Raw genomic sequence first — 16205 nt, forward strand, 5'->3', positions numbered from 1 at the left:
CAATATGAAAAAAGTGCGGTCAAAACAACCGCACTTTTGGTGAGTGCCATTAATTATATTTAGCGCGGCTACCATGACAATGTTTATATTTCTTGCCGGAACCGCAAGGGCAAGGCTCATTTCGTCCTACATGGCGATCAGAATAATCTTCCGCCTGTTGTGCCGAACTATTTTCATCTACAGGCTTATGGCTCTGGGTTTCACGTGCTGCCATTTCTTGACGCAGACGTTCCGCCTCCTCAACTTCCTCTTGAGTACGCACACGGACACGAGTAAGAGTCGTAATAACCTGATGTTTTAAAGAGTCCAACATTTCTGTAAACATACGGAAAGACTCTTTTTTGTATTCCTGTTTCGGATCTTTTTGCGCATAACCACGTAAATGAATCCCTTGGCGGAGATAATCCATTGCAGCCAAGTGCTCTTTCCAGAGTTCATCAAGAGTTTGTAACATCACACCTTTTTCAAAATGACGCATGGTTTCTTCACCGACAAGCGCTTCTTTTTCGTTGTATTCTTCTTCTGCAATTTCTACAATGCGTTCACGCAAGTTTTCTTCGTGAAGGTTAGAATCTTCTTCCAACCAATGCGCAATCGGCAACTCCATACCGAACTCTTGTGCAAGACGTTCTTCAAGCCCTTTGATATCCCATTGCTCTTCCAAAGATTGCGGTGGGATATATTGATCAATCACATTGTTAAATACATCATGGCGAATCGCTTTGATCGTTTCTGAAATATCATCGTTATCCAACAAGTGATTACGTTGCTCATAAATAGCATGACGTTGATCATTAGCAACATCATCATATTCAAGTAAATTTTTACGTCCATCAAAGTGGAAAGCTTCTACTTTTGCTTGTGCAGAGGCGATCACTTTTGCCAACATTTTGGACTCCATCGCCTCACCCGGCACCGTGAAGGCTTTGCGCATTAAATTGAGCTTGCCTTCATTGAGGTAAATTCGCATCAAGCCGTCTTCCAAAGAAAGATAGAAACGGGACGAGCCCGGGTCGCCTTGACGACCGGAACGACCACGCAGCTGGTTATCGATACGGCGTGATTCATGACGCTCAGTGCCGATAATATGTAAACCGCCGGCTTTCATCACAATGTCGTGATTTTTCTCCCATTCGGCTTTTAACGCATCAAGTTGTTCTTGGGTTGGGTTATCTAATTTCGCCGCCTGCGCTCTCCAGTTACCACCTAGGATAATATCTGTACCACGCCCGGCCATATTGGTTGCGATGGTTACTGCTCCCGGGTAGCCGGCTTCAGCTACAATTTCCGCTTCCTGTTGGTGGAATTTCGCATTTAATACATTGTGTTTAATCCCTGCTTTATCCAATGCTTTGGATAATTCTTCCGATTTTTCAACAGAAATCGTCCCCACTAATACGGGTTGTTGGCGTGCGACACAATCTTTAATATCTTCAATAATCGCATTGAATTTGTATTCTTCATTTTCAAACATTAAGTCTGTTCGATCATCACGAATCATTGGGCGATTGGTCGGAATCACCACGGTTTCTAAACCATAAATTTGTTGAAACTCAAAGGCTTCGGTATCCGCTGTACCGGTCATCCCTGCAAGTTTTTCATATAAGCGGAAGTAGTTTTGGTAAGAAATAGAAGCGACAGTTTGGTTTTCACTCTTAATATCCACCCCTTCTTTGGCTTCAATGGCTTGATGTAAACCGTCAGACCAACGACGCCCTGCCATAGTACGGCCGGTATGCTCATCTACGATCACAATTTCACCATCTTTTACAATGTAGTCCACATCACGTTCAAATAAAGTATGGGCGCGTAATGCCGCCATCACGTGGTGTAATAACACAATGCGACCCGGTGAATAGAGTGAATCGCCCTCCGGCATTAAACCCTGTTCGATTAACCAATTTTCAACTTTTTCCTGTCCGCGTTCAGTGAGGTGCGCCTGTTTGGATTTAAGATCCAGCGTGAAATCACCTTCACCTTGGTACTCCTCGGTGTCTTCTTTTTCTTGCTTAATCAAGCTCGGAATCAGTTTATTCACGGCAATATAAAGATCCGAACTGTCTTCCGCCTGACCGGAAATAATTAACGGAGTACGAGCTTCATCAATTAAAATAGAATCCACTTCATCCACTAACGCATAACCTAAAGTACGTTGAAAACGCTCTTCTTTTGAGTGGGCTAAATTATCACGTAAATAGTCAAAACCGAGTTCGCTATTAGTGGCGTAAGTAATATCCGCTGCATAAGCTGCTCGTTTTGCTTCCGGTGGCAAGCCCGGAATATTTACCCCCACACTCATCCCTAAAAATTCAAATAATGGACGGTTGGTTTCCGCATCTCGGCGTGCTAGGTAATCATTGACCGTAACCACATGTACCCCTTTGCCTTCAAGAGCAATCAGGTAACAAGGCAAGGTTGCGGTTAAGGTTTTCCCTTCACCGGTACGCATCTCCGCAATGCAACGATTCGTCAATACCATACCGCCAATAAGTTGCACATCAAAGTGACGCATCCCTAACACACGTTTACTCGCTTCACGCACCGTAGCGAAAGCTTCCGGTAAAATATCTTGCAAGGTTTCGCCTGCATTCAAACGCTCACGGAATTCATCAGTTTTAGCACGAAGTTGTTCATCGGTTAAGGCTTCAAATTCCGGTTCTAATTTATTAATTTTGATAACTTGTTTTTTAAGTTTACGTAAAATTCGGTCGTTACGACTACCAAAGATTTTTGTTAAAATACTCATAATTTCTCTTTAAAAATAATAGGTTAGACGAATCAATGTGTAAAATTTCTTAAATTTTGCATATCACAATGATCTTATAATACGAATTTTCCACATTCGTACTGATTATAGAAAATCAGAAATTAAATGAGTAAAGGACCTGCACGGATAGGAGCTAGAGGATTCAATACCGCCACGATGAAGTGCGGTTGAATTTCAACTTGTTTTTTTGTTGAATGAGAAATAGAAGGTTGCTGGAATTGTTGGTGTTGCTCATTGTGCAACACTTTTACTGTTTCCAACACTTGTTGAACCGACACATTGGATGAATAGTTTTCCGCCGGTTGATTTTCTAAACTTTGAGCATTAGGCAAAGCAAAGATAGCGATCATACTTAAAAGTAATCGCGACCAAAAATTTGGTTTGGTTTTGCCTGAAATCATCATCTCGTTGTTTATTACAAAAATTGCGTGTATTGTAGCGGAAATCTAAACTGATGTCATTTATTGGGGTTATTTCATGAAAAACAAGGTGGAACGTTATCAAAAGGCCGTGAATATCGTCGAGATAATAGAACAGTCACCCTTTGCCCAAATAATGCAAAAAGGCTTGGCAATACATGAATTAAACCAAAAACTTAACCGCACTTTTCCCCCTGAATTTCAAGGTTTATTTCGTATCGGTCAGATAAACGGGGATACATTGTTTATTGAAGTCGCAAATGCGATTGTTAGACAGGGGATGTTGTTTCGCCAACAGGATTTATTAGCGTTGATTCAAAAAGATTACCCACAGGTAAAAAAACTTGATTTGAAAATCAGTCCTGAATTTAACAGCGCTATGCCTTAAAAATTGCAATCAACTCTTTCACTTTCACCCGTTTTTCTGAATTTTGGCTAATTGAGCGCTGCACTTTGACCCGTTTAAATTTCGCACCTTTGTAAATTTCTCGGGTAAATTTTATATCATGGTTAGAAATCAAAACGGGAATTTGTTTTTCCTTTTGTACTTTTTTAGCGAGTTCTGCTAAGGCTCGTTGGTGTTCCAAATCAAATTCATTGCCTGCATAGCTGGTAAAATTAGTCATTTGTTGCAACGGCGCATAGGGCGGATCACAGTAAATCACCGATGTTTTATCCGCCAGTTCAAAGGTTTGTTTAAAATCACTACATAAAAAGACCGCACTTTGAGCTTTGTGTGCAAAATAACGAAGTTCATCCTCCGGGAAATAATGGGTTTTATAGTCGCCAAAAGGCACATTAAATTCATTTTTACTGTTATAACGACACAGCCCATTAAAACCAAATCGATTTAGATAAAGAAAAATAACAGAGCGCTCAAAGGGATCACGGGATTCGTTGAATTGTTGGCGTTTCGCATAATAGTAATCGGGCGTATTGGCTTGAGGTGAAAAGAAAATCGGTTTACAAGCGTCAATATATTGATCTACGTTATCTTTAACAATATTAAATAAATTAATCAAATCAGGGTTAATATCCGCCAGGATATAGCGCTCAAAATTAGAATTTAAAAAAACGGCTCCCGCGCCTACAAAAGGTTCAATCAAACATTGTTTTTTCTTTGGAAAAGCTTTGTTTATATCATCCGTTAGACGAAACTTGCCGCCCGCCCATTTCAAAAAAGGGCGGTGCTTTATCTTAGATTTAATTTGTTTTTTCGGACGTAACATTTTAGTCCGCTTGAGAACAACGGCGGATAGCATTTAGCACAAGCTTATGATCCGTGTCTGTTGCCACATAAGCTTGTCCTAGCGATTTAAGTAATACAAGGCGTAATTTACCGGCGAGAACTTTTTTATCACGCATCATATGCGGCAAATAGTCTTCCGGTTGCATACCATCCGGTGATACAGTGGGTAAATTGGCACGGGCAAGTAATTTTTCTAAACGGGCGACATCTTCTACGGAAATATTGCCCAATTCCTCTGAAAGTGCGGCTGCCATCATCATTCCTACGGAAACCGCTTCACCATGTAACCAGTTGCCATAGCCAAGATGTGTCTCAATAGCGTGCCCAAAAGTATGCCCAAGATTTAACAAGGCACGATCGCCTTTCTCTGTTTCATCGCGAGCCACAACATCCGCTTTTATTTGGCAGCAGCGGGCAATACAATACTGAAGTGCATCTTGTTTCAGCGCAACAAGATCATCAATATTCTTTTCTAACCATTCAAAAAATTCATAGTCTAGAATTGCACCGTATTTAATAACTTCCGCAAGCCCTGCATTGACTTCACGTTTTGGCAAGGTATTCAGCGTAAGCGTATCAATCATTACTGCAGTAGGTTGATAGAACGCACCAATCATATTCTTACCAAGCTCATGATTGACTGCTGTTTTCCCTCCTACGGAAGAATCTACCTGAGAAAGTAAAGTAGTCGGAATTTGAATTAAACGGACACCACGCTGATAGCTTGCCGCAGCAAAACCAGCAACATCTCCGATAACCCCACCACCCAATGCGATAATTGTTGTATCACGACCATGATTGCCTTGTAAAAGTTTGGTAAAAATCAGATTAAGAGAATCAAGAGTTTTATACTTTTCTCCATCAGGCAATAAGACATGATCGACAACACATCCCCGCTTTTCAAGGGCTTCTGTCACTGCTTTCAGATAAAACTGTGCGATCGTTGGATTACTTACAATCATCACTCGTTCCCCATCTTCAACCGGATAGCGATGTTCATCTTGTAACAAACCACTGCCGATTAAAATCGGATAACGACGTTCTTGTAATTCCACATTTATGCACTGCATAATTTATCCTTACAGTAATGATTAAATACAACTAATTAAAGCTAAAGCGAACCATTGAGCCCATTCATATTATCAATTAAATCAATAATTTGATTCACCATCACTTTGGCGTTTTGGTCATCGGTAGGAAGGGTAATATCCGCAATTTCCTCATATAATGGGTTACGGATTTTTGCCAGATCTTCTAACACTTGGCGAGGATCTTCCACATCTTGTAAGAGTGGTCGTTTTTTATCCCGTTGCGTACGCTGAAATTGTTTATCTACGGTAGTTTCCAGATAGATCACAATACCACGTGCCGATAAATAGTTACGACTATCCTTTGAAAGCACAGTTCCACCACCGGTCGAGAGAACAATACCCTGCATTTGGGTTAATTCATTAATGATACGTTCTTCACGTTTACGAAAGCCTTCTTCGCCTTCTAAATCAAAAATCCAACCGATATCTGCGCCCGAACGTTCTTCAATCACAGCATCAGAATCTAAAAAATCCATATTTAACTGTTGTGCTAACTGACGACCAATTGTGCTTTTACCCGCCCCCATCGGCCCTACTAAAAAAATATTACGTTTTTCTGCCATTACTCTTTTTTTCTAATGATAAATTTACTCAAATTGATCTTTTTAATACCAAGCAAAACCATGAAATGAAGGTTGCCAAAAGATCACCCAAAAAATAATGGGGATTATCGCAATAAACCGCCTTAATTTTCAACCTTTAAAGGGAATTTATTTTCAATAAGCCTAAAGCGCGGTCAAAAATCGTTTAATTTTTACTTACCCATTAAGTGAAGATTAAATTTTCTTTCCCATCCAGCATCGTGGCGGCAATTTTTATGGAAAATACCGAACATTAAATTACCCTATTTGCCATACTCGACGAATAAAAGGAATAATTTCAACTAGAGCATGCTCAATTGAAATCAAGCCTAAATTCATCTGTGTTTCTTTACCGGCGGGCGGACAAAATGCGAGGTGCTTATCCGGATCATTAATCGGTCTCCAACGCCTTGGTTGAGAGGAACGGCTATTAGGATAAAAACCTACCGTTGGAAGATTAAAGGCACTACTCAAATGCAGAGGTCCGGTTGACCCCGCGATAAATAAATCCGCACAAGCTAAGGAATGAGCAAAATCAACCAAGCCGTTATTTTTATCGTAAATCACAAGGCGCGAATCCCCCACTAACTGCGCCAGTTCATGAGCTTTTTCGCTTTCACCAGGGCCGGCTGTGAGCACAATTTGACAATCAAAAACAGCAAGTAATCCTTGAATTAATTCGGCATATTGGGCAAGTGAAAGATTGGTTGCCGATCCCCCTGAGCCGCTATGCACAAAAATCCATTTTTTCTCAGCTGAAAGCCCCAAGTTTTCTTGTAAAAAAACACGCTGATTTTCAACCGCACTTTTCTCCAATGCAAGATAGGGCGGTTTGGGTTCAACAATCGGCATATTGTATTTTTTTAAAAAAGCCCGAACTAAATCCTGATTATATTCCGCTTCCGATTTTTCTGAACGGGAACGGCGTTGTGTAAGGCGATGATTATAAAGAAATTGAACCAGCTTTGTCGAAGGAGCAAGGCGATACTTAATACCGCTTTTCCAGGCTAATTTAGCATTATGCGTATTGGAAAAAAAACTGATCATCGCATCAAAATTTCTTATTCTAATGTCCTGAAGAAGGCGCTTGAAATCTTCTTTATCATCTTTTTTACTATCAACAATCACATCATCCAAATAAGGGCAAATTTCTGCAAGCGGTGCAGTATAACTCGGCACAAGTGCGGTCAATTTTAGTGAAGGATTTGAGGCTTTCAACATAGCAAAAGCCGGCCATGCCTGCATAAAATCCCCCAATTTATCGTTACGAATAACCAGAATTTTTTCCATTACACTTGCTCCGAAGATTGTCTTTTTTCACTTTGTTTTAACATGGCATAAAACACGATTGTTAGGAAAAGATAAAAAATATTACCAGAATTATGCGTGAAAAAACCTTGGCTTAAGCAATAAACCATTACCGAAAGAATATGCACCACACCTAATGTGGCAATGAATTTTGTTTCAGGATAAATACTGTTTAAACGACGTTTAAATTGATATAGCGGCACTAACAAAATACCTAAAAATGCGATAAACCCAACAAGTCCCCGCTTAGAAAAATCATCAAGATATTGATTGTGAGCATGGGTAAATCGCCCTATATTCCCTGCCACAGCCTTAGTTTTCACATCTTGCTTACGCTTGTCTGTCGCTCCTTGCTCTCCCCAGCCTAGAATCGGCTTTTCTTTTATCATTTGAATCGCACTTTTCCACATTTCAAAACGCAATCCAAGTGAGGTATTGGCGCTATTTTTCTCATATCTGGCAATATCATGCTGAATTAAGGAAAGGCGTTCCATCACTCGGCTATTTGGCATTTGGCTTATCCCAACCAGAGTAAGCGTAAATAAGCTGATAACACCAAAGAAGAATTTTTTTGAGAGCGAATGGCGATAAATCCATAACATCACCACAAGCATAACCGGTAATGCGACCCAGCCACCACGAGCGGTGGAAAGAATACTTCCCACGATGCCAAAGAAAGAGGCGAAAATACAAAGTGCGGTCATTTTTTTCTGTGATTTCTGCCAGTAATAAATCCCAATCACAATACTGAATAAGCCTAGTGACATCGCAATGTCGCCACCTTGGATATGCATAGTTCGGGGAGAATATGCCATTGAACTATGTAAAATAAATTTATCATAAAGGGCAACAAGTCCTGCAATGACTGAACCTAACGGGATAGCATAAATCAATGCACAGTGCTTTAACGGCATTCTTAATAGGAAAATTAAAGCAGGAATTAATAAAATAGCGCGACTTGGATTATCTAGCTCTCTTCCCCTTCCTTCATTGATAAACAACGAAAGTACAAATACTGAAAAATAAAAAATATAACTATAAATTAACCATTTATCTTCTTTAGATAAGTGCCATTTAAACTTTTTAATTAATCCATAAATACCGTAGCCGATCCCTAAAGCGATTAAAAAGAACGGTGCAACATTATGTCCACCTTTAAATGCCAGCACAGATAAAAAAAAGAAACTAATGCTAAAATTCGCAAGAAGCGGCAATAAATTTTGTTTTGAAATTTGCATAAATAATCACCAAAAATAAAAAACCGCACTCAAAAAGTGCGGTTGTATTCTATGCTATTTTTGTGGATTATAAAACATCAACACAGTTTAGGTCTTCGAAAGATTGTTCTAAGCGTTTAGACATAGATTCTTCCATTTTGCGTAACCAAACGCGCGGATCGTAATATTTTTTATTCGGTACGTCCGGACCTTCAGGGTTACCCAATTGACCTTGTAAATAGGCTTCGTTTGCTTTGTAGAACTCAAGAATACCATTCCAAGATGCCCATTGTGTATCGGTATCAATGTTCATTTTGATTGCACCATAACCGATAGCTTCACGAATTTCTTCACGGGAAGAACCGGAACCACCATGGAATACAAAATTGATTGGTTTAGCCGGAAGATTACGTTCTTTTGCCACAAATTCTTGTGATGCACCTAAGATAGACGGTTTTAATTTTACGTTACCCGGTTTATACACACCGTGCACATTACCGAATGCCGCTGCAACCGTGAAGTTCGGGCTAACCGGATTTAATTGGTCATAAACGTATAATACGTCTTCAGGTTGGGTATAGAGTTTAGATTCTTCTACATCTGAATTATCCACTCCGTCTTCTTCACCACCGGTGATACCGATTTCGATTTCAAGGGTCATACCCATTTTATCCATACGGGCAAGGTATTCACGGCAAATTGCCATATTTTCTTCCATAGGCTCTTCAGATAAATCGATCATATGGGAAGAGAATAATGGGCGACCGGTTTCAGCGAAGTGTTTTTCACCTGCTTCTAATAAGCCGTCAATCCATGGAAGTAATTTCTTCGCTGCGTGGTCGGTATGAAGAATAACCGGCACACCATATTCTTTTGCAAGAGTATGAACGTGTTTTGCCCCTGCAATCGCACCTAACACATCAGCACGAGCACCGGATGCCGGTTTGATGCCTTTACCCGCATAGAAAGAGGCGCCACCGTTAGAAAATTGAACAATAACCGGCGCTCTTACGCGTGCCGCTGTTTCTAATACCGCATTCACAGAATCAGATCCCACACAGTTTACCGCAGGGATTGCAAAATTATGTTCTTTCGCATAAGCAAATACTTTCTGAACATCTTCACCAGTTAATACACCCGGTTTTACGATATCTAATAAACCCATCTTATTGTTTCCTTCTTTAATATTGAGAACTTTTGCACTGATGTGTGGATCATTCAACCCACACATTATCATCATATTCGGTTAATTAACCGTTCGCACGTTTTTCAAGAATTTCTACGGCCGGTAATACTTTGCCTTCGACAAATTCTAGGAACGCACCGCCACCGGTTGAAATGTAAGAAATTTTATCCGCAATGCCGAATAAATCAATCGCCGCAAGGGTATCACCACCACCGGCAATAGAAAACGCATCACTATTCGCAATAGCGTGGGAAATCACTTCTGTCCCTTTACGGAAATTAGGAAATTCAAACACGCCTACCGGACCATTCCATAAAACGGTTTTCGCATTTTTGATGATTTCAGCCAACTGTTCTGCTGATTTATCACCAATATCAAAAATGAATTCATCGTCTTTCACTTCCGTCACCGCTTTTTCTGTTGCCGGTGCGGTTTCAGAAAATTCTGTTCCCACACGCACATCAACCGGCACGGGGATATCCGTACTTGCCGCTAATTCTTTTGCCACAGGAATTAAATCTTCTTCGTACAAAGATTTTCCTACGTTATGACCGGCTGCTGCAATGAAAGTATTTGCGATACCGCCACCCACAATAATTTGGTCAGCAATTTTTGAAAGGGAATTTAACACTTCCAATTTAGTAGAAACCTTAGAACCACCTACAATCGCCACCATTGGGCGAGCCGGTTCTTTTAACGCTTTTCCTAAGGCATCTAACTCAGCAGCAAGCAATGGGCCTGCACAAGCAATCGGCGCAAATTCAGCAACACCATAAGTTGAAGCTTGCGCACGGTGTGCGGTACCGAATGCATCCATCACAAACACATCACAAAGTGCGGCATATTTTTTCCCTAATTCAGGATCGTTTTTCTTTTCACCTTTGTTTACACGAACATTTTCCAGAACAACGATTTCGCCTTCTTTCACATCCACGCCATCAAGGTAATCACGCACTAAACGCACAGGAACATCAAGATGTTCGTTCAAATAATCAACAACCGGTTGTAAAGAATCTTCAGGTTTAAATTCACCTTCAGTCGGACGGCCTAAGTGAGAAGTCACCATCACTTTTGCCCCTTTTTCAAGAGCTAATTTCAACGTAGGGATGGTTGCACGGATACGTGCATCGGAAGTCACTTTGCCGTCTTTTACCGGTACATTAAGATCTGCACGGATAAACACACGTTTGCCCGCTAAATCTAAGTCGGTCATTTTGATTACTGACATAATCTATCCTCTTGGTTAGTTAAAATTAAAACTTCGTCTATTATACCTAGATCTCGCTAGGTTGTAACGATTTAGATCAAAGAAACGCCTATTACTTCTGACAATCAATCACTTGCCATTGTTTGTTATAACAAATGAACAATTCATTTCGGCTTGCGCCAAGATAAGCATTTTTAAGCTGTGGATTGTGTTGTTTCATCCAACGGAATAATTCACGTCGGCTTAAATTTTCTTTCGGTAAACGTAACGCACTAAATAACTCCAATTCCTTGGCAAAATACTGTTCTGCCGAGCCGAAAGCACAACTACCGTGTTTTTCCCACTCCCCTTGTAATAATTTTGCACCGGGAGAAAGCGTCAAATAGGGTTCGATAACTGATTTTGGTAATGCAGGCAAATCACCTTGACAAAAACGAGGATGATCAGCAACAGAGCGCGCCTTTGCATTTTGTGGCCATAAACCATGTACAACCCAGCCGAAAGAACGATTCATTCCGCATTGATATTGCGCTGATGAGGGTAACTGATCGCCATATTTTTCATACTGTGAGTCACAAAATCCCGGTGACCAAGAAAGCGCCAACATATAATAATCCACCGATGCATTGGCATTTTGCCCAATAGGATCATCACGCATAATCACATCGTAATCGGCAAAAACATCCTTATTTTTGACCGCACTTTTGTTCGTTTGGGAAGAGGATATTGACGTTGAAGATTGAGAGGGTTTGGAAGCCGTTTTGCTTTCGCTAAAATATTGCCAAATGCTAAATGTAGCAAGCGCAATAACAGAAAGTGTGGAAATTTGTTTTTTCATAAAATATGTTTGTTTTTTGTCAATTTTACATTTGTCGGCTATAATTCGCCGCCTTCATATCTAACATAGTTAAAGGATCACAATGGCATTACTCATCACTCAAAAATGCACAAACTGCGATATGTGCCTACCGGAATGTCCTAATGAGGCCATTTCTGTCGGTGATGACATTTACGTAATTGATCCTGTACTTTGTACCGAATGTGTTGGCCATTATGACACACCAACCTGTCAAAAAGTTTGCCCAATTACGAACTGTATTAAACCTGATCCCGACCATCAAGAAACGGAAGAACAACTTTGGGAGCGTTTTGTGATGATTCACCATGCCGATAAACTTGAAGGTTAAACCATGTTTTCTCGAATGAATAAAACAAAGTTACTCAAAATCGTGGTGATTTTGATTTATCTGTTTAGTCCTATCGATATTCTACCGGAAGCCGTACTCGGTCCTCTGGGCCTCGTCGATGATGCCGCAGCCGTGTGGCTACTAATCAAAATTTTACTTGCTAAATAAATAAAAAGTGCGGTTGATTTTCACGGAGAATTTCAACCACACTGCTTCATTGCATTATGCCGCCTTCATTTGGAAAATCACCAACTCTGCCTGACAGCAGAAGGCAAATTTTGCGTTTAGCAAATAGCCATCATCAACTTTATTGATTTCTGAATGAATTTCACAAGGCTCGCTTTCAACCTCACGGGCTTTCTGAGTGAAGAAATCGAGTGCGGTTTGCGCTTGCTCTTGGGTGTCATAGATATAGCTGATCTCTTGTGTGCAATCTCGATTATCAAACAATGATTTCATATCGAAAGTATTACAGCCCACACATTCAATGGTTTTTTCTGTTTGAATTGCCATCTTTCACTCCTTCTTTAATTGCTATAGTGGGTTAAAAATGAGACAAGACGGCTTGCCGCAGACAGTACAAATAGGGACAGCAAGGCAAGCCAACGCAGTATCATTGAAATTTCAATTCACTATTTTGCCGCCACAAAACCCACTGCGTCATACACTTTTGCGAGGGTTTCTTGCGCTTTCGTCCGTGCTTTTGCAGCCCCTTGACGAAGCACCTCATCAAGCAAAGCTTCGTTATTACGATATTCATGGAAACGTGCCTGCAATCCTTCCAGTAAATTAGACACTTCATCAGCTACGGCGGTTTTTAAGTGACCGTACATCTTACCTTCAAATTCTTGTTCCAGTTCCGCAATGGATTTATCCGTTACCGCAGAAAGAATATCCAATAAATTTGATACTCCAGCTTTGTTTTTCACATCATAACGAACCACCGGTGGCTCATCAGAATCCGTCACCGCCCGTTTAATTTTTTTCGCCACGGATTTCGGTTCTTCTAACAGTGTCACCACATTATTGCGGTTATCATCAGATTTTGACATTTTCTTTTCAGGATCCTGCAACGACATAATGCGTGCACCGGCTTTACCAATAAAAATTTCAGGAATGGTGAAAATATCGCCATAAAGTGCGTTAAAACGGTTTGCAATATCACGGGTAATTTCCAAATGTTGCTTTTGGTCATCCCCTACCGGTACGCTTTTGGCCTGGTAAAGTAGAATATCTGCCGCCATCAACACCGGATAATCAAACAAGCCCACATTAATATTTTCCGCGTAACGTGCTGATTTATCTTTAAATTGCGTCATACGACTCATCTCACCAAAATAAGTATAGCAATTTAACACCCAGCCCAATTGGGTATGCTCCGGCACATGAGATTGTACGAAAATCGTTGCTTTATTAGGATCAATACCACAAGCCAAATAAAGCGCCACCACATCAAGGGTTGCCTTACGCAGTGCCGTAGGATCTTGGCGAACTGTGATCGCATGTAAATCCACCACACAGAAAATACATTCGTAATCCTCTTGCATTTTTACCCAATTACGTAATGCGCCTAAGTAGTTCCCAATAGTCAGCTCACCGGAAGGCTGCACACCGCTAAATACAATTGGTTTTGTCATAACTTATCCTTTTTTCATCTTGAAAATAAATTGTGGATATCATATCAAAAGATCGCTTCTTTTTTAATGAGATAGTTCAAAACAGACGGCAAAAATGCTATATTGCGCGCAATTTCAGCCTGTTTATCGCGTCTATTACATTTTTATATGACAAATTATCATGATATGGCGCTGGCCCTAGCCGGCATTTATCAATCCACTGCGTTAGCCAATCAACTGGCAACAAAAGGCAACGTGGAAAATCAAGATGCTTTCCACGCCACCATCAATTCCCTTTTTCAAACCAGCCCGGAAAACACGCTTGCCGTTTTTGGCGGACAAGTTCATCATTTGAAACTGGGCTTGGAAACTCTGATTGAACAACTTTCTACACTAAATGATAAAAATATCGTGAGTTATTGGAGTAGTTTATTAGGCTTGGAAAGTATCCTAAACAAGAATTCTGAAGCCAAATCCAAACTGGCTCAACGTATTCAACGTTTGCAAGAACAGATGGCATATCACAAATTGCTTGATGAACAGATGCTTTCCATTATGGCTAATATTTACATTGATGTAATTAGCCCTTTAGGACGAAGAATTCATATTATTGGTGAAGAACATTACCTCCAGCAACCATTTGTGCAAGACAAAATTCGAGCCTGTTTGCTTGCCGGAATTCGTGCCACCGTGCTATGGCGACAAGTAGGCGGCAATAAATGGCGATTATTATTCTTCCGCAGCAAAATCATTAATGCAGCGAAAGAAATCTATTCAACGATTTATTCTTAAATTTATCAACATCCCTTAATACACCGGAGTATTTTATGCAACTTTCCGCACTCACTGCGATTTCCCCGATTGATGGGCGTTACCAAGACAAAGCCACCGCACTTCGCGATATTTTTAGCGAATTTGGTTTACTTAAATTCCGTGTTACCGTTGAAGTTCGCTGGTTACAAAAATTAGCGGCGACCGCCGAAATTCCAGAAGTTTCCCATTTATCTCAAGAAGCAAACGATTACCTTGATAGAATCATCAGTGAATTTAGCCTAAACGATGCCGAGCGCATCAAAGAAATTGAACGCACCACCAATCACGATGTAAAAGCCGTGGAATATTTCTTAAAAGAAAAAAGCGAAGCGTTGCCTGAATTAGCAAAAGTGTCAGAGTTTATTCACTTTGCCTGTACCTCCGAAGACATTAACAATCTTTCTCATGCCTTGATGCTAAAAACGGCGCGTGATACCGTAATTTTACCGGAATGGCAAAAACTGATTGATGAAATTACCCGTCTTGCCAATGAATACAAAACCATCCCATTGCTTTCACGCACGCACGGTCAACCTGCTTCCCCAACCACGATCGGAAAAGAAATGGCCAATGTGGTCTATCGTTTACGCCGTCAATTCAAACAACTGCAACAAAATGAGATTCTCGGCAAAATTAATGGTGCGGTAGGGAACTACAACGCGCATTTATCCGCTTATCCAAACCTTGATTGGCATAAATTCAGCGAAGAATTTGTCACCTCACTGGGTTTGAACTGGAATCCCTACACTACGCAAATTGAACCTCATGATTACATCGCCGAATATTTTGATGCTATCGTGCGTTTCAACACTATTATTATTGATTTCGACCGCGATCTCTGGGGCTATATTGCATTAAATCATTTCAAACAACGCACCATCGCCGGCGAAATCGGTTCTTCCACGATGCCGCATAAAGTGAACCCAATTGACTTTGAAAACTCTGAGGGCAATCTTGGGCTTGCCAATGCGGTGATGACCCACTTAGGACAAAAACTGCCAATTTCCCGTTGGCAACGGGATTTAACGGATTCCACCGTGTTGCGTAATCTTGGCGTGGGCGTGGGCTACTGCTTGATCGCTTATGCCGCAACCCGTAAAGGTATCAGTAAATTAGAAGTGAACGAGCAACATTTACGTGATGAACTCAATCAAAACTGGGAAGTCTTAGCAGAGCCGATTCAAACCGTCATGCGCCGTTATGGCATTGAAAAACCGTACGAAAAACTGAAAGAATTAACTCGAGGAAAACGCGTGGACGAGCAAGCTATGCGCGAATTTGTGGAAAAACTTGAGATTCCGGCTGAAGAAAAAGCCCGTTTACAACAACTCACCCCTGCAACCTATATCGGTGCAGCCGTTGAATTAGTGGAAAAACTCTAATTTGACATAATAAAAAGTGCGGTCGGAATTCTATGAAAATTTTGACCGCACTTTAGCTTTTCAGCTACCTCATAAATTAGACAAAGATCAAAGCAAGTGCATTTTTTGCAAGACAAAGAAACAAAATAGCTTTATCATAGCCCGCAATTTAGGTTCGCCTAATACACATTTTCATTAACTTA

The 16205-nt window shown here is 40.7% G+C and carries 17 protein-coding genes; 5 read left to right on the top strand and 12 right to left on the bottom strand.

The window, feature by feature from the left end; all coding sequences use genetic code 11:
- Nucleotides 1-49: 49 nt before the first annotated feature.
- Nucleotides 50-2746, bottom strand: a complete 2697-nt coding sequence (secA, locus tag BKG94_RS02825; protein WP_077433987.1) for a preprotein translocase subunit SecA — start codon at nucleotides 2744-2746, stop codon at nucleotides 50-52.
- Between the two features lie 122 nt (nucleotides 2747-2868).
- Nucleotides 2869-3168 carry a secA translation cis-regulator SecM gene (secM, locus tag BKG94_RS02830; RefSeq protein WP_077433989.1) on the bottom strand — a complete coding sequence of 100 codons (300 nt, stop codon included), beginning with the start codon at nucleotides 3166-3168 and terminating at the stop codon, nucleotides 2869-2871.
- A gap of 76 nt (nucleotides 3169-3244) precedes the next feature.
- Here secM and BKG94_RS02835 point away from each other — a divergent pair, with 76 nt between their 5' ends.
- A complete protein-coding gene (locus tag BKG94_RS02835) occupies nucleotides 3245-3574 on the top strand; it encodes a DciA family protein (protein WP_077433991.1) in 330 nt (109 codons plus the stop codon).
- On the opposite strand, the gene BKG94_RS02840 is transcribed toward BKG94_RS02835, so the two are convergent.
- The 8 genes from BKG94_RS02840 to BKG94_RS02875 all read right to left on the bottom strand — a co-directional run bounded on the left by BKG94_RS02840 (nucleotide 3564) and on the right by BKG94_RS02875 (nucleotide 11863).
- A complete protein-coding gene (locus tag BKG94_RS02840) occupies nucleotides 3564-4415 on the bottom strand; it encodes a Dam family site-specific DNA-(adenine-N6)-methyltransferase (RefSeq protein ID WP_077433993.1) in 852 nt (283 codons plus the stop codon). The genes BKG94_RS02835 and BKG94_RS02840 overlap by 11 nt on opposite strands.
- Nucleotide 4416: 1 nt before the next feature.
- Nucleotides 4417-5505, bottom strand: a complete 1089-nt coding sequence (gene aroB, locus BKG94_RS02845; protein WP_077433995.1) for a 3-dehydroquinate synthase — start codon at nucleotides 5503-5505, stop codon at nucleotides 4417-4419.
- A 41-nt stretch (nucleotides 5506-5546) separates the two neighbouring features.
- A complete protein-coding gene (gene aroK / locus BKG94_RS02850; RefSeq protein ID WP_018356294.1) occupies nucleotides 5547-6089 on the bottom strand; it encodes a shikimate kinase AroK in 543 nt (180 codons plus the stop codon).
- 276 nt (nucleotides 6090-6365) lie between these two features.
- Nucleotides 6366-7397, bottom strand: a complete 1032-nt coding sequence (locus BKG94_RS02855) for a glycosyltransferase family 9 protein (protein WP_077433997.1) — start codon at nucleotides 7395-7397, stop codon at nucleotides 6366-6368.
- Nucleotides 7397-8653, bottom strand: a complete 1257-nt coding sequence (locus BKG94_RS02860) for an O-antigen ligase family protein (protein ID WP_077433999.1) — start codon at nucleotides 8651-8653, stop codon at nucleotides 7397-7399. The genes BKG94_RS02855 and BKG94_RS02860 overlap by 1 nt, the downstream gene beginning before the upstream one ends.
- A 67-nt stretch (nucleotides 8654-8720) precedes the next feature.
- Nucleotides 8721-9797, bottom strand: coding sequence for a class II fructose-bisphosphate aldolase (gene fbaA, locus BKG94_RS02865; RefSeq protein WP_077434001.1), 1077 nt, complete (start codon nucleotides 9795-9797; stop codon nucleotides 8721-8723).
- 85 nt (nucleotides 9798-9882) lie between these two features.
- A complete protein-coding gene (gene pgk, locus BKG94_RS02870) occupies nucleotides 9883-11046 on the bottom strand; it encodes a phosphoglycerate kinase (RefSeq protein ID WP_077434003.1) in 1164 nt (387 codons plus the stop codon).
- A gap of 91 nt (nucleotides 11047-11137) precedes the next feature.
- The gene (locus tag BKG94_RS02875) at nucleotides 11138-11863 is read right to left on the bottom strand and encodes a ribonuclease T2 family protein (RefSeq protein ID WP_077434005.1); all 726 of its coding nucleotides are present in this window, start codon (nucleotides 11861-11863) and stop codon (nucleotides 11138-11140) included.
- A gap of 82 nt (nucleotides 11864-11945) precedes the next feature.
- Here BKG94_RS02875 and BKG94_RS02880 point away from each other — a divergent pair, with 82 nt between their 5' ends.
- Nucleotides 11946-12212, top strand: coding sequence for a YfhL family 4Fe-4S dicluster ferredoxin (locus BKG94_RS02880; RefSeq protein WP_077434007.1), 267 nt, complete (start codon nucleotides 11946-11948; stop codon nucleotides 12210-12212).
- 15 nt (nucleotides 12213-12227) lie between these two features.
- Nucleotides 12228-12380, top strand: coding sequence for a DUF1232 domain-containing protein (locus BKG94_RS02885; protein WP_077434118.1), 153 nt, complete (start codon nucleotides 12228-12230; stop codon nucleotides 12378-12380).
- Between the two features lie 54 nt (nucleotides 12381-12434).
- Here BKG94_RS02885 and BKG94_RS02890 read toward each other — a convergent pair whose 3' ends face one another.
- Nucleotides 12435-12725, bottom strand: a complete 291-nt coding sequence (locus BKG94_RS02890; RefSeq protein WP_077434009.1) for a YfcZ/YiiS family protein — start codon at nucleotides 12723-12725, stop codon at nucleotides 12435-12437.
- 119 nt (nucleotides 12726-12844) lie between these two features.
- Complete coding sequence (trpS, locus tag BKG94_RS02895) at nucleotides 12845-13849, bottom strand: tryptophan--tRNA ligase (RefSeq protein WP_077434011.1); 1005 nt, start codon at nucleotides 13847-13849, stop codon at nucleotides 12845-12847.
- Nucleotides 13850-13996: 147 nt separating this feature from the next.
- Between trpS and hflD the strand changes: the two genes are divergently transcribed.
- Nucleotides 13997-14620, top strand: a complete 624-nt coding sequence (gene hflD, locus BKG94_RS02900; RefSeq protein WP_077434120.1) for a high frequency lysogenization protein HflD — start codon at nucleotides 13997-13999, stop codon at nucleotides 14618-14620.
- A gap of 35 nt (nucleotides 14621-14655) precedes the next feature.
- Nucleotides 14656-16023, top strand: a complete 1368-nt coding sequence (gene purB, locus BKG94_RS02905; RefSeq protein WP_077434013.1) for an adenylosuccinate lyase — start codon at nucleotides 14656-14658, stop codon at nucleotides 16021-16023.
- Nucleotides 16024-16205 lie beyond the last annotated feature (182 nt).

This window comes from Rodentibacter ratti (genome assembly GCF_002000485.1).
Classification (GTDB): domain Bacteria; phylum Pseudomonadota; class Gammaproteobacteria; order Enterobacterales; family Pasteurellaceae; genus Rodentibacter; species Rodentibacter ratti.

What these genes read in the sequence shown, in the direction of transcription:
- secM (WP_077433989.1), bottom strand. Translation starts at nt 3,168, where the DNA reads ATGATTTCAGGCAAAACCAAACCAAATTTTTGGTCGCGATTACTTTTA.
- aroK (WP_018356294.1), bottom strand. Translation starts at nt 6,089, where the DNA reads ATGGCAGAAAAACGTAATATTTTTTTAGTAGGGCCGATGGGGGCGGGT.
- hflD (WP_077434120.1), top strand. Translation starts at nt 13,997, where the DNA reads ATGACAAATTATCATGATATGGCGCTGGCCCTAGCCGGCATTTATCAA.
- aroB (WP_077433995.1), bottom strand. Translation starts at nt 5,505, where the DNA reads ATGCAGTGCATAAATGTGGAATTACAAGAACGTCGTTATCCGATTTTA.
- pgk (WP_077434003.1), bottom strand. Translation starts at nt 11,046, where the DNA reads ATGTCAGTAATCAAAATGACCGACTTAGATTTAGCGGGCAAACGTGTG.
- purB (WP_077434013.1), top strand. Translation starts at nt 14,656, where the DNA reads ATGCAACTTTCCGCACTCACTGCGATTTCCCCGATTGATGGGCGTTAC.
- BKG94_RS02875 (WP_077434005.1), bottom strand. Translation starts at nt 11,863, where the DNA reads ATGAAAAAACAAATTTCCACACTTTCTGTTATTGCGCTTGCTACATTT.
- BKG94_RS02885 (WP_077434118.1), top strand. Translation starts at nt 12,228, where the DNA reads ATGAATAAAACAAAGTTACTCAAAATCGTGGTGATTTTGATTTATCTG.
- BKG94_RS02855 (WP_077433997.1), bottom strand. Translation starts at nt 7,397, where the DNA reads ATGGAAAAAATTCTGGTTATTCGTAACGATAAATTGGGGGATTTTATG.
- BKG94_RS02840 (WP_077433993.1), bottom strand. Translation starts at nt 4,415, where the DNA reads ATGTTACGTCCGAAAAAACAAATTAAATCTAAGATAAAGCACCGCCCT.
- BKG94_RS02880 (WP_077434007.1), top strand. Translation starts at nt 11,946, where the DNA reads ATGGCATTACTCATCACTCAAAAATGCACAAACTGCGATATGTGCCTA.
- trpS (WP_077434011.1), bottom strand. Translation starts at nt 13,849, where the DNA reads ATGACAAAACCAATTGTATTTAGCGGTGTGCAGCCTTCCGGTGAGCTG.
- fbaA (WP_077434001.1), bottom strand. Translation starts at nt 9,797, where the DNA reads ATGGGTTTATTAGATATCGTAAAACCGGGTGTATTAACTGGTGAAGAT.
- BKG94_RS02890 (WP_077434009.1), bottom strand. Translation starts at nt 12,725, where the DNA reads ATGGCAATTCAAACAGAAAAAACCATTGAATGTGTGGGCTGTAATACT.
- BKG94_RS02835 (WP_077433991.1), top strand. Translation starts at nt 3,245, where the DNA reads ATGAAAAACAAGGTGGAACGTTATCAAAAGGCCGTGAATATCGTCGAG.
- BKG94_RS02860 (WP_077433999.1), bottom strand. Translation starts at nt 8,653, where the DNA reads ATGCAAATTTCAAAACAAAATTTATTGCCGCTTCTTGCGAATTTTAGC.
- secA (WP_077433987.1), bottom strand. Translation starts at nt 2,746, where the DNA reads ATGAGTATTTTAACAAAAATCTTTGGTAGTCGTAACGACCGAATTTTA.